The sequence below is a fragment of the Stenotrophomonas sp. Steno-C18 genome, from assembly GCF_056393195.1.
In genome coordinates this window covers 152,987-165,357 of the sequence record NZ_JBWJOX010000008.1, presented here as the reverse complement: position 1 = coordinate 165,357, position 12,371 = coordinate 152,987, and the positions used below count along the sequence as shown (strand labels likewise).

Annotated in this window: 9 protein-coding genes; 1 reads left to right on the top strand and 8 read right to left on the bottom strand. The window is 67.0% G+C overall.

Going from position 1 to position 12,371, the window contains the following annotated elements; genetic code table 11:
- Nucleotides 1–2 precede the first annotated feature (2 nt).
- The 8 genes from AC06FE_RS16045 to rpmH form a co-directional block, all read right to left on the bottom strand.
- Complete coding sequence (locus AC06FE_RS16045; protein WP_478073607.1) at nt 3–923, bottom strand: hypothetical protein; 921 nt, start codon at nt 921–923, stop codon at nt 3–5.
- A gap of 181 nt (nt 924–1,104) precedes the next feature.
- Nucleotides 1,105–2,139, bottom strand: coding sequence for a glycerophosphodiester phosphodiesterase (locus AC06FE_RS16040; protein ID WP_478073606.1), 1,035 nt, complete (start codon nt 2,137–2,139; stop codon nt 1,105–1,107).
- Between the two features lie 125 nt (nt 2,140–2,264).
- On the bottom strand, nt 2,265–3,878 hold the full coding sequence (locus AC06FE_RS16035; RefSeq protein ID WP_478073605.1) for an ABC-F family ATP-binding cassette domain-containing protein: 1,614 nt from the start codon (nt 3,876–3,878) through the stop codon (nt 2,265–2,267).
- 176 nt (nt 3,879–4,054) lie between these two features.
- Nucleotides 4,055–5,404, bottom strand: coding sequence for a tRNA uridine-5-carboxymethylaminomethyl(34) synthesis GTPase MnmE (gene mnmE / locus AC06FE_RS16030; RefSeq protein ID WP_478073604.1), 1,350 nt, complete (start codon nt 5,402–5,404; stop codon nt 4,055–4,057).
- Nucleotides 5,405–5,407: 3 nt separating this feature from the next.
- The gene (locus tag AC06FE_RS16025; RefSeq protein WP_478073603.1) at nt 5,408–8,089 is read right to left on the bottom strand and encodes a polysaccharide deacetylase family protein; all 2,682 of its coding nucleotides are present in this window, start codon (nt 8,087–8,089) and stop codon (nt 5,408–5,410) included.
- 96 nt (nt 8,090–8,185) lie between these two features.
- Nucleotides 8,186–9,898 carry a membrane protein insertase YidC gene (gene yidC, locus AC06FE_RS16020; protein WP_192287193.1) on the bottom strand — a complete coding sequence of 571 codons (1,713 nt, stop codon included), beginning with the start codon at nt 9,896–9,898 and terminating at the stop codon, nt 8,186–8,188.
- Nucleotides 9,898–10,356, bottom strand: coding sequence for a ribonuclease P protein component (rnpA, locus tag AC06FE_RS16015; protein ID WP_478073602.1), 459 nt, complete (start codon nt 10,354–10,356; stop codon nt 9,898–9,900). Before rnpA ends, yidC begins: the two co-directional genes overlap by 1 nt.
- Before the next feature lie 38 nt (nt 10,357–10,394).
- Nucleotides 10,395–10,535, bottom strand: a complete 141-nt coding sequence (rpmH, locus tag AC06FE_RS16010) for a 50S ribosomal protein L34 (RefSeq protein ID WP_132864063.1) — start codon at nt 10,533–10,535, stop codon at nt 10,395–10,397.
- Nucleotides 10,536–10,789: 254 nt separating this feature from the next.
- Between rpmH and dnaA the strand changes: the two genes are divergently transcribed.
- Nucleotides 10,790–12,121 (top strand): chromosomal replication initiator protein DnaA, encoded by a 1,332-nt coding sequence (gene dnaA, locus AC06FE_RS16005; protein ID WP_132864062.1) that lies wholly within the window; start codon nt 10,790–10,792, stop codon nt 12,119–12,121.
- Nucleotides 12,122–12,371: the final 250 nt, after the last annotated feature.

The following is a 12,371-nucleotide window of genomic DNA, read 5'->3' as shown; positions in this document are numbered from 1 at the left end:
GCCTACCCCTGCCGCGAGTAGCGCCCCACGATGGCCAGGCGCAACCCGCCCCATGCCAAGGCGGCAGGCACGAGTACTTCCAGCACCGCGATGAAGAGCTGCAGCAGGAAGCCGTAGGGTTCGGCCTCCCAGTGATAAACCACCGAACCACTGCCCCGCCAGTGGCTCACGCGGAGCGTTCCACTGCCCAGTGCGTGCAACAGCACCCAGGCCTGGCTGAGCGCCAGAACGGCGAGGAATGCCCCGATCAGCGCCATGACGACGCGGACGCCTGCCGGCAGGGCATCGTCCTGTCGAGGGGCGCGCGGTCGCGTTCCAGGGGCGTCCTCCACGACGCTGGCCTGCCGTGGGGGCCGGTGCCGGGGCGCGGCTGCCGGCGAGTTCAGCGGCACGACCACGATCCCGGCCGGAGCCTCCACCTGCAGATGCGTGGCGATCCGCTGCAGCCATTCGCCGGTGACGCCGCTGCCCGGCCGCACGGCGATCGTTTCGAAACTGAGCTGGTGCTCGCTTCCATCGACGTGCATCAGCCATAGCCGCACGGGGGCACGGGCGTTATCGCCATGGCGCCGGAGCTGCAGGCGAGGCTGACCCGCCAGCACGAACGCCGCGTCGACGCGCCGCGCCCTTCCAAACAGGTTGTGGGAGATGCGGATGCCCTGGTTGCCGGGCCTATCCAACACCAGCGTCTCGCGCAGACGGAAATACCAGAGCGAAGCCAGCGCCATGGCGATCATCAAAGCCGATGCCAGCCCTGCCAGCACCGGATCCATCCCCGTGCCATGGAGGTCGCGCGAAAAGAGCAGCAGCACGGGGCCGACGGTGAAGACCAGGCTGAAAGCGACCAGCAGCACCGCCGCCACCGCGTTGCGCGAATGGATGCGCAGCACGGCGCCTTCCTCGAACCGGTAGCCGATCAGCAAAGCGTCCCTCCATGATCCTGCCAATGCCCACTGCCGGCATTTTCACACAGGACAACCACCCTCCCTTTGGGCACCGCCGTGACTGGCAAGCGATGACAGGGCGTCACGTGATCGATCCGGTGCCGCCAACCCGCGGCGGCCCGGGCCGAAGCAGCTGCGGCGTCGCGGTGCAGTCCGCTCCTTACGGAGTGCCGTCCACCGCGCGGCGGCCCAGTGCGGGATCGTCGGTGAACAACGCATCGATGCCGGCCTTGAGGTACTCGCGCATCTCGGCCACCGATGCCTCCGGGTTGCGCGCATTCTCCGCACCCTGGCGCATTGCCGGCGGCAGGAACGAGTTCTCCGGGCGGAAGGTGTAGACCACCACCTGCAGGCCGGCGGCATGCGCATCCCCGACCAGTGCGGTGGGTGCAGCCAGGCCCCCCTGCGCGTTCCACGGGATCACCATGCGCCGTTCCGGGCCGATGGCGTCGGCGTAGCCGGCGATCTCCTTCAGCCCGGCCGGCGTCGCCATCTGCGCATAGGTCAGCGTGCCGCCGGCCAGCACCACGTCGGCCGGCATGTCGCCGGCAGCATCCAGCAGCTGCAGCAGGCGGATGTTGGAATCGCGGCCCAGCTTGGCGCGCAGCGCGCGCAGGTTGGCGGTCTCGAAGGACTGCACCATCACCGGCGCCACCTTGGTATAGGCATTGCCCTGCAGCGCGGCCAGCAGCTTGTCTTCCATCGGCAGGCCAATGCCGCGGAAGTAGCTGCCGTGCTTGATCTCCGGCACCAGCCCGATGCCGCGGTTGGCGCGGCCGGCCTGCTGCACCAGGAAGCTGATGATCTCGTCCAGCGAGGCAATGCGGAACTGCCCGTCGAACGCAGTACCGCGCACCTGTGGCAAGCGCTCGCGGGCGTACAGGGTCTTCAGCTCGGCCAGGGTGAAGTCTTCGGTGAACCAACCGTCGATCTTCTTCCCGTCGATCACCTTGGTGGTACGGCGCTCGGCGAATTCCGGGTGCGCGGCGACATCGGTGGTCGAGCCGATCTCGTTCTCATGGCGTGCCACCAGCACGCCGTCCTTGGTCATCACCAGGTCCGGCTCGATGTAGTCGGCGCCGTCGGAGATGGCCTGGGCGTACGCGGCCAGGGTGTGTTCGGGCAGCAATGCGCTGGCACCACGGTGCGCGTAGACCGAAACGTGTGGATAACTCTGGGCGGCGTTGGCGTGCATTACCGGGCAGCATGCCATGCCTGCCATCATCAACCATCCCCACCTGGACATCGCACCGCACCTTCATAAAAAAACGAAGGCGCAATGATGCCGCTGCGATGTGACCGGCGAAAGAAAGAACAGCCTCAGGCCGGCTGCAATCGCCAGCCATCCCTGTCCAGCTGCAACGTGGCATCGATGCCAATGGCCTGCAGGAAGGCCGGATCGTGAGAGACCACGACCAGCGTGCCGCGGTACTGCCGCAGCAGGCCTTCCAGGGCTTCCAGTGATTCCAGGTCCAGGTGGTTGCCCGGCTCGTCCAGCAACAGCAGCTGCGCCGGCGGGTCCGCGTAGAGCACGCAGGCCAGCGCCGCCTTGAGCCGCTGCCCGCCACTGAGCCGGGCCGAGGGCAGCACCGCCTGCGCGGCGTCCAGGCCCAGCAGCGAGAGACGGCTGCGAGAGGCGGCTTCCTCCTGCAGCGGGTTGCTTTCGCGCAGCCCCTGCAGCGCACTGCATTGCGGCGGCAGGACCGCCAGTTGCTGGTCCAGCAGCGCTGCGGGCACCGCAACCTGTACGTTCCCCGCCACCGCTTCGCACTGACCGGCCAGCAGCTTGAGCAAGGTGGATTTGCCGGTGCCGTTGGCTCCACTCACGGCCAGGCGCTGGCCCCGGCGCAGCGACAGGTCCAGCGCTGGCTGCGCCGGGTCGCTCCACGGCAGACGCACGCCTTCCAACCGCACCACCCATTCCGGGCCACCGGGGAGCAGCGCCGGCATCAGCAGCACCGGTGGCGGCGCATCCAGCTGCGCATGCGCCTGCCGCACCGCGTCGTCCAGCCCCGCATGCCGTTGCTGGAGCTGCTGTCGTGCCTTGCCGGCGTTGGCTTCGGCACGCTGGCGCTGCAGGCCCAGCAGGATCGGCGCCTGGTTGGCCCTGGCCGCATCGCGGCTGCCACGCGCGCTGCGCTGCTCCAGCCGTTCGCGTTGGACGCGCAACTCCTGCTCGCCCTTGCGACGTTCATGGCGACGCTGCTGTAGCAGGGTTTCGGCCGCCACCTTTGTGGCAGCGCGCGCCTGTGCATAACTGGCGTAGTCGCCACCATGGCTGCGCAGGCCCTGCGGCGACAATTCGACGATGCACTCCACCTCGGCCAGCAACAGGCGGTCGTGGCTGACCAGCAGCACGCCCTGCCCCCGTGCCCGCAGTTGCGCGGCCAGCCACTGCCGGCCAGCCAGGTCCAGGTGATTGCTGGGCTCATCCAGGATCAGCAGCTCCACCGGTTGCAGCAGCGCGCCCACCAATGCCACCCGCATCCGTTGCCCGCCACTGAGCTTATCCACAGGCATGTCCGCAGAGACACCCTCCAGTCCCGCGTCGAACAACGCCTGCTGCAGCGTTTCGCGCAGCATCCACTGTTCGCCCACCGCGTCGAAGTCGGCCGGGTCGGTGCTGCCCGCCTCGATCCGCAGCAGCGCCGCCAACACGTTATCCACAGCGGCAAGCTCGGCTACCCGCTGCCCGGGAGTCACCGCCACCTGCTGCGGCAGGTAGTGGACGCGGCCCATGCGCCGGCAGTGTCCGGCGCTGGGTACGCGCAGCCCGGCCATCATCTGCGCCAGCACGGACTTGCCCACGCCATTGCGGCCGACCAGGCCGGTCAGTCGTCCATCGAAGCGTGCAGTGAGATCAGAGAAAAGGCAGCGCCCATCGGGCGTGTGCCAAGCGACGCCATCCAGCGTCACGGATACGGAAGTTGTCATGCGTGGTTCCATCGATGCCCGAAGCACCCGGCCGCCAACGGCAGCAGGGACTGGAAGGGACCGTCATTGCGACGGTGGCATCAATGGCGCATTGGACTGGCTCCGCAGGCGGGGGGATCCCGTAACGGCGCATAGCCTACTGCGCGCAGGCTGAATGTGTCATCTCAGGCGGGGCATCACTTGCCGATGCAGAAACTCGAAAAGATACGCCCCAGCAGGTCGTCGGCCGTCATCCGGCCGGTGATCTCGCCCAGTGCATCGTGGGCCAGCCGCAGCTCCTCGGCAGCCAGTTCGAGCTGGTCGTGGTGCAGCTGCGCGTCGGCGATTTCCAGGTGCCCGGCGGCACTGGCGATGGCCTCGACATGGCGCAGGCGCGCGGAGAACTCCCCCTGCATGCCTTCCCCGGCACCGTCGCTGGCGATGGCGCGCAGGCGCGCGTGCAGCTGCTCCAGCCCTGCCCCGCTGGCCGCCGACAACGCGATGCTGTCGGCCCCCAGGTCCTGCGGCCACTGTGGCAGCAGGTCGCATTTGTTGAATATCCACAGCTGCCGCGCGGCCTGGGCGGCGGCATCGCCAATGGCCTGCTTGCCCGCGTCCGGATCACGCGCATCCAGCACCACGATGGCCAGGTCGGCGCGCTGCATTTCGGCACGGGCGCGGCGCATGCCTTCGCGTTCGATGGCATCGCCACCTTCGCGCAGGCCGGCGGTATCGACCAGTTCCAGTTCCAGGCCATCGATGCGGATGGTTTCGCGCAGCGTGTCGCGGGTGGTGCCGGCGATGTCGGTGACGATGGCGCGCTCGCTGCCGGCCAATGCATTGAGCAGCGAACTCTTGCCCGCATTGGGCGGGCCGATCAGCACCGCGTGCAGGCCATCACGCAGCTTGCGGCCACGCTCGGCGTCGATGCGCAGTTGCTCCAGCAGCGCGCGCGCCTGTTCGATGCCGGCGCGCACCTGCGCACCGCCCAGCGTATCCAGTGGCTCATCGGCAAAGTCGATGGCCGCTTCGACATGGATGCGCAAGCGCACCAGCTGTTCCCCCACCTCTTCCACGCGCCGCGAGAACACGCCATCGAGTGAACGCCGCGCCGCGCGGGCCGCGCGTACGTCACCGGCGGCGATCAGGTCGGCGATGGCCTCGGCCTGGGCCAGGTCGAGCTTGCCGTTGAGGAAGGCCCGCTCGCTGAACTCACCGGCACGCGCCTGGCGCGCGCCCAGTTCGATGCAGCGCGCGAGCAGTTGTCGCAATACGACCGGACTGCCGTGGCCCTGCAGTTCCACCACGTCCTCGCCGGTGAAGCTGCGCGGGCCGGGGAAGTACAACGCGATGCCGTCATCGATCACCTCGCCGCCTGCATCGCGGAACCTGGCGTAGTGCGCGTGCCGCGGCTGCAGCATCGGGCAACCCAGGTCCACGGCGATCTGCAATGACCGCGGCCCGGAGACGCGCAGCATGCCGACGCCGCCGGCAGCGGCGCCGCTGGCAATGGCAACGATGGTCTGGCCGGTGGACAACGCGCTCATCCGCTACAGCTTCTGCAGTTGCGCGCGCGCCTGGGCCGCGCCGCTGCCTTGCGGCTGCAGCTCCAGGTAGGTGCTGTAGGCCTGCCTGGCCTTGGCCTTGTCGCCGGCATTGAAGTACGCATCGCCCAGGTTGAGGTAGGCCACCGCACGCGAGGGATCGATTTTCACGGTGTTCTCCAGCCAGCGCGCAGCCTCGGCATAGCGCTGCTGGCGGTAGTAGACGAAGCCCAGGTTGTTGGCCGCCAGGGCGAAGTCCGGACGCAGTTTCAGCGCTTCGGTGAACTGCGCCACGGCCTCGTCATAGCGCTTCTCGCGGTACAGCTGGAGGCCGCGGTCATTGGCCTGCTGGGCACGCTGGCGGTCGGACACCGCCCCGGCCGCCGGCACCACCAGCGTGCTCCTGCCGCCCTGCAGGTCGGTCACGGTCACCGGTGCCTCGGCCTCGCCCTTGGCATCCTGGGCGGCGTCGACGCGGTTGTTGAGCGCGATCGCGTCGGCCGAGAGCTGGCGGGTATCGGCGGTCAGGTATTCCTGGCTGTCCGGTACCTGGAACACGAACTCGCCGCCCTGCGATCCGGGCAGGCTGCCGAATGCTGGGGTCTGCCGCGACACCGCCGACACCGCCGGCGCCACGTACGCGGCCAGCTCGGTGCCGGTGATCAGGCCATCGCCATTGAGGTCGCCCTTGCCGGCCAGCGCCTGCAGCAGCACCCAGGTGAACACCGAATGCCCGTTCGGACCGCTGTCGGCCACCTGCTGGTCGGCGCCACCGGCGGTCAGCATCTGGCGGGCGCTGCGGCGCGCGTTCTCGCGCAGGAATGCCGACGAGGATGGCCCGCCGCGGGTCAGGCCCAGGCCGCTGTAGCAGGCATCCATGACGAACATGACGTGCTTGGCGCGCAGGCTCTCGGCGATGTTCTGGATGTCGGTCATCGCGATCGCGTCGGTGGCGAACTCGTTGGGGTCCGAATCCACCGGAATGATGTAGCCCAGGTCGCGCCCGGAGGCGAGCTGACGGGTGGCACCATGGCCGGCGAAGAACACGAACACGCGATCGTTCCGGCCGGTGCGGTCATCGGCCAGGCGGTCGTGGAAGGCGGCCAGGATGTTGTTGCGCGTGGCCTGTTCGTTCTTCAGCACGATCACCTGCGAGGACGGGAAGCCGAACTGCCCGGTCAGGGTGTCGGCGATGGCCTGCGCGTCATGGCTGGCGTACTCGAGCTTGGGCCACCTGGCGTAGTCGTCGATGCCGATCACGATGGCCCAGGATTTTTCGTAGCCGGTGGTCACGGTGGCGTCGCTGGTGGCGCCCTTGCGCGGGCGGCTGACGCTGAAATCACGGCCGTTCCAGCCGGCGAACTGGTAACCGTCGGCGATCAGCCGGTCCAGGATCTGCGGCAACGCCTTCACCGCGCGGTCGTGGATGTCATGGAACAGGATGATGCCCTTCTGTTCCTTCTGCACCTGCTCGACCACGCGCTGCACGATCGACTCGGGCACCGGGTCGGCCCAGTCCATCGAATCGATGTTCCACATGATCGACTTCAGGCCGGCCTCGCCGAGCAGCTGCAGGCCTTCGGCGTTGCGCGCGCCATACGGGAAGCGGAACAACGGCGCGCGGCGGCTATCCACGTCCTTGAGCAGGATGTCGGTGCCCAGCACCTGCTCGCGCAGCGCGTCGCCGCTGGTCCGCGAGAGCTGTGCATGGGTCAGGCTGTGGTTGCCCACCGCGTAGCCCTGCTCCATCAGGTTGCGGCTGATGCCGGCCATCGGCCCGAGCGTGACCTTGCCATCGGGCTGGATCGCGCCCAGGTTGCGGCCCACCTCGAAGAACACGCCCGGCACGTCGTAGCGCTTGAGAATGGCCACCACTTCATCGGTATAGGCCTTGTGCGGGCCGTCATCGAAGGTCAGCACCACGGTCTTGGCCGGCAGGTCGCGGCCGAAGATCTCGCGCTCGCTGTCCTTCATCGACATCGGGTAGGGCTCGATCACCCCGTAGTCGCGCAGGATCGCCTCGCGGCTGTATTGGGTATGCAGGTGGGCGATGTAGTCGTCCCACTTCTCGCGCTTGAGCGTGATGGCACGGGTGCGATCGAAACGGCTGAAGATCCGGGTGATCTCCTGGTTGTAGTTGCGCTCGATCTCGTCCAGCGCCTCCAGGTCCTCGCCGATGCGCTGGTGCAGCTTCACCGCCGGCAACGAGGAGTCCTTGCCGACCCGCTCGTGCAGGTCACGCAGCACTTCGCGGAACGCCAGGCGGTCGGCGTCGTACAGCTCCGGTGCCGATTCGATGTAGTCCAGCACCGTGCCCAGCGTGGCGAAGCGTTGTGGGCTGCTCTGGCGCAGCAACGCATCGAACTGCGCGGCGATGGCCTCGCGCTGCTCCAGCCCGTCATGGAACAGCTGTTGGCCAATGCGGCTGGAGGTGGTGCGGTCGGCCGGCGTCTGCTGTGCCTCATCGGCCAGCAGCACGACGATGCGGCGATGGCCATCCAACTGCTTCTGCAACGCGCCCAGCAGCGGTGCCGCCGCCGGGTCCGTCGCTGCTGCCGCGGCGGCGCTGGGTTGGGCGACGGGCGCCTTGCCGGCCAGTTCCTGCTGCCTGCCACAACCGGAGGCCAGCACGCAGGCCAGCAACAGGGGCGACAACAGCGCGCGGGACGAAGGCAGCGAACGGGGCATGGCGGGCTCGACGACGGAAAACGGTGGAAGGGGCGCGAACGCGGGGCGATTCTAACGCCACATGCGAAAAGCCCGCCTTGCGGCGGGCTCCTCGACTTACTTGGCTTCGACCTTGGCCGGCAGCGTGTCCTCGCCGTGCTTCTTGATCATGTACCACTGCTGCAGCAGGCTCAGGCCACCGTTGACCACCCAGTACAGCACCAGGCCGGACGGCATGAAGGCCATCATCACGCCGAACACCAGCGGCATGAACTGCATCATCTTCTGCTGCATCGGGTCCATGCCCACGGCCGGCGTCAGCTTCTGGGTGAACCACATCACCGCCATGTTGATGACCGGCAGGATGAAGTACGGGTCACGCGCGGTCAGGTCCTGGATCCAGGCAAACCACGGGGCCTGGCGCAGTTCCACCGACTCCACCAGCACCCAGTACAGGGCGAAGAAGATCGGCATCTGGATCAGCAGCGGCAGGCAGCCGCCCATCGGGTTGATCTTTTCCTTCTTGTACAGCTCCATCATCGCGGTCTGGAACTTCTGGCGGTCATCGCCATAACGTTCCTTCAACTGCGCGATGCGCGGCTGGAACTTGCGCATCTTGGCCTGCGACTTGAACTGCGCATTGGCCAACGGGAACAGCGCCAGCTTGAGCAGGATCACCAGGCCGATGATCGACCAGCCCCAGTTGCCGACCAGCTTGTGCACCTGGTTCATCACCCAGAACAGGCCCTGGCCGATGATCGCCATGATCGAGAAGCGGCTGTAGTCGACCACGCGGTCCAGGCCCTTCACGTCTTCCTTGGCGATCTGGTTGACCAGCTTCGGGCCCACCCACAGGCGCGCCTCGGTGCTGACCTTCTGCCCCGGTGCCACGGTGAAGCCCGGGCCGCTGGCTTCGATCACGTTGCGCGGGCCGTTCTGCGACAGGCGGTACAGCGCGGCCTGGTCGGCCTGGGGGATCCACGCGGTGAAGAAGTGGTGCTGCAGCATCGCCGCCCAGCCACCGGTGATGGTCTGGTTGAGGTTGCCGTCATCCATGTAGTCCTTGAACGCACGGCGCTGGTAGCCATCTTCCGGGCTGAACCAGGTGGCGCCATTGAAGCTGAAGGAGTCCGGGTTGGTCATGCCGCGGGTGACGATGGACGGCACGCGGTCCAGCTTGCGGAACACGTAGCCCTGCCACGGCGCGCTGCCGGCGTTGCTCACTTCGTCCTTCACCGAAACGGCGTACTCGCCACGGGTGAAGGTATAGGTGCGGTGGATGCTCACGCCGTTGGGGCCATTCCACACGAACGGCACCTGCACCTGGTTCTGGCCGTCGGCCAGCACCACCTCGGTGGCGTTGCCGGCCGGCTGGAAACCGGCGGCGCCAGGTACCGGCGAACCGGACTGGCTGGCCCAACCGGCGGTGGCGGTATACGGGTGCGCCTTGTCCTCGGTCAGCAACTGCACCGGCGGGCTGCCGGCGGCCTTGGTCTGCGGGAACTGCAGCAGGTCGGCGTCGAGCACGCTGCGGCCATCCAGCACCAGCTTGAGGACGTCGGTGGTGACGGTCACGCGCGGTGCGGCACTGGCCGCTTCGACGCCGGCAACCGCCGGGGCGGCCGGAGCCTCATGGCCGGGGACGGTGGCCTGCGGCACAGTACCGGTGCCGGGCACGGCGAGGTCGGCATCGTTGGACACCGGCACGGCCGGCTGGGTCGCGGCCACGGTGGCCGGATCCGGCGCGTTCTTCTCGCGACCCCATTCCATCCACAGCAGCACGGCCACCATCAGCCAGGCGAAAATCAGGAATACACGGGTCTGGTTCATCAGCAGGCTGGCTCGGCTCGGCCGGACGAAGCATCCGGCGCGTTCAAAGGAGTGGGTTCAGCGCCCTTGCGCGGCGGCATTGTGCCGTCCGCGCCCGCAGCGGGCAATGCGCCGGCACGGCGCAGCAGGCGTTCGAACGCCTCGCGGATCTGTTGATTGCTGGCCGTCTTGGCCGCCGAGCGGGCAACGACGACGAAATCGCCACCGGCCAGGCACGGCAAAATATGGCGTGTTGCATCGCGCAACACACGCTTGATACGGTTACGGCCGACCGCACGCGTATCCACCTTCCGTGACACGGCCATACCCAACCGAGCGGGGGCATCCCCTTTCAGCCAGTGGAGTGTCATCAGCGGGTCGGACACACGGCGGGCGCCGTTGAAGACCGTAGAGTATTCAGCGCGCGTACGAACCCGCGCAGAGCGAGGGAATCGCTTGCGCGGGAAGGCACTGCTCACGATTGAAGTTGCATGTGCCGCGGAGAGCGGCAACGCAATCAAGCGCTGAGGACTTTGCGGCCCTTGGCGCGGCGACGCGACAGGACCTTGCGGCCGTCAGCGGTCTTCATGCGGGCACGGAAGCCGTGATCGCGCTTGCGCTTGAGGTTGCTGGGTTGGAACGTGCGCTTGGTGGCCATGGGGGCACCTGTATGAATGGGACGGAAAGAACCGGAAATTCTATAGAAGCGCCCACCACCCCGTCAAGCTTCCGAAACGACGGATATTCACAGGCCGGTGCACAGCTTGTGGATGAGCCTGTGAATAAATCCGGGACAAGCATTCCCGCATCCGGTCTGCGGTGGTAGTCTGGGCCATCCACTTTTCCCTGTTCCGGCCTGTGGCCCGGCGGCTTCCTGCGCCTTGCCGACAAGGCCTTTGATGATTATTGCTGATGGATGCCTGGTCTCTTTGTCTTGAACGTCTTGAAGCGGAATTCCCGCCGGAAGATGTCCACACCTGGTTGAAGCCCTTGCAGGCCGACCAGCGCGCTGACAGCCTGGTGCTGTACGCGCCCAATGCCTTCATCGTCGAGCAGGTGCGCGAGCGTTACCTGTCGCGCATCTCCGAGCTGCTCGCCCATTTCGCCGGTTTTTCCGAGGTCATCCTGGAGATCGGCTCGCGCCCCCGCGTGGCCGAGCCGGCCCCGCTGCCGGTGAGCAGCGGCGTCCAGGCGCCGGTATCGGCACCGGTGGTGCCGTTCAACGGCAACCTGGATGCGCACTACACCTTCACCAACTTCGTCGAAGGCCGCAGCAACCAGCTGGGCCTGGCCGCCGCGTTCCAGGCGGCACAGAAGCCCGGCGACCGCGCCCACAACCCGCTGTTGCTGTACGGTGGCACCGGCCTGGGCAAGACCCACCTGATGCTGGCCGCCGGCAATGCCATGCGCCAGGCCAACCCGGGTGCCAAGGTGCTGTACCTGCGTTCGGAGCAGTTCTTCAGCGCGATGATCCGGGCGCTGCAGGAAAAGACCATGGACCAGTTCAAGCGGCAGTTCCAGCAGGTGGACGCGCTACTGATCGATGACATCCAGTTCTTCGCCGGCAAGGACCGCACCCAGGAAGAGTTCTTCCACACCTTCAACGCGCTGTTCGACGGCAAGCAACAGATCATCCTGACCTGCGACCGTTACCCGCGCGAGGTCGAAGGCCTGGAAGCGCGTCTGAAATCACGCTTGGCCTGGGGCCTGTCGGTGGCGATCGAGCCGCCGGATTTCGAGACCCGTGCGGCCATCGTGCTGGCCAAGGCGCGCGAACGCGGTGCCGAGATCCCGGATGACGTGGCGTTCCTGATCGCCAAGAAGATGCGCTCGAACGTGCGCGACCTGGAAGGGGCACTCAACACCCTGACCGCCCGCGCCAATTTCACCGGCCGCGCGATCACCACCGAGTTCGCCCAGGAAACCCTGCGCGACCTGCTGCGTGCCCAGCAGCAGGCGATCAGCATTCCCAACATCCAGAAGACCGTCGCTGACTACTACGGCCTGCAGATCAAGGACCTGTTGTCCAAGCGCCGCACCCGTTCGCTGGCCCGTCCGCGCCAGGTCGCCATGGCGCTGACCAAGGAGCTGACCGAGCACAGCCTGCCGGAAATCGGCGATGCCTTCGCCGGCCGTGACCACACCACCGTGCTTCACGCCTGCCGCCAGATCAAGACGCTGATGGAAACCGACGGCAAGCTCCGCGAGGACTGGGACAAGCTCATCCGCAAGTTGAGTGAGTAAGCCATTCGGGGCACCGGATAGGTCGTAGGGAAGAAGCCGGACGAATCATGCACCGACGCCGCAGAGGCGTCATCGCACAAAACGGTGCATGATTCGGGGGCAGACGTTGGGGAAGTTGTGGATAAAAACGCGTCTCCAAAAACGCGGAAAGTTATCCACAGCATTCCCCACCCGTTCCGGGCCAGTAGTACAGAGGGTTTCAGTGCATAGAAACCTTTTGAAAACAAATACTTGGGTGTGTTTTAAACCA

Bases quoted from the DNA above. Each gene is read 5' to 3' on its own strand.
- AC06FE_RS16040 (WP_478073606.1), bottom strand. From the start codon at position 2,139: ATGCACGCCAACGCCGCCCAGAGTTATCCACACGTTTCGGTCTACGCG.
- AC06FE_RS16035 (WP_478073605.1), bottom strand. From the start codon at position 3,878: ATGACAACTTCCGTATCCGTGACGCTGGATGGCGTCGCTTGGCACACG.
- mnmE (WP_478073604.1), bottom strand. From the start codon at position 5,404: ATGAGCGCGTTGTCCACCGGCCAGACCATCGTTGCCATTGCCAGCGGC.
- AC06FE_RS16025 (WP_478073603.1), bottom strand. From the start codon at position 8,089: ATGCCCCGTTCGCTGCCTTCGTCCCGCGCGCTGTTGTCGCCCCTGTTG.
- yidC (WP_192287193.1), bottom strand. From the start codon at position 9,898: ATGAACCAGACCCGTGTATTCCTGATTTTCGCCTGGCTGATGGTGGCC.
- rpmH (WP_132864063.1), bottom strand. From the start codon at position 10,535: ATGGCCACCAAGCGCACGTTCCAACCCAGCAACCTCAAGCGCAAGCGC.
- dnaA (WP_132864062.1), top strand. From the start codon at position 10,790: ATGGATGCCTGGTCTCTTTGTCTTGAACGTCTTGAAGCGGAATTCCCG.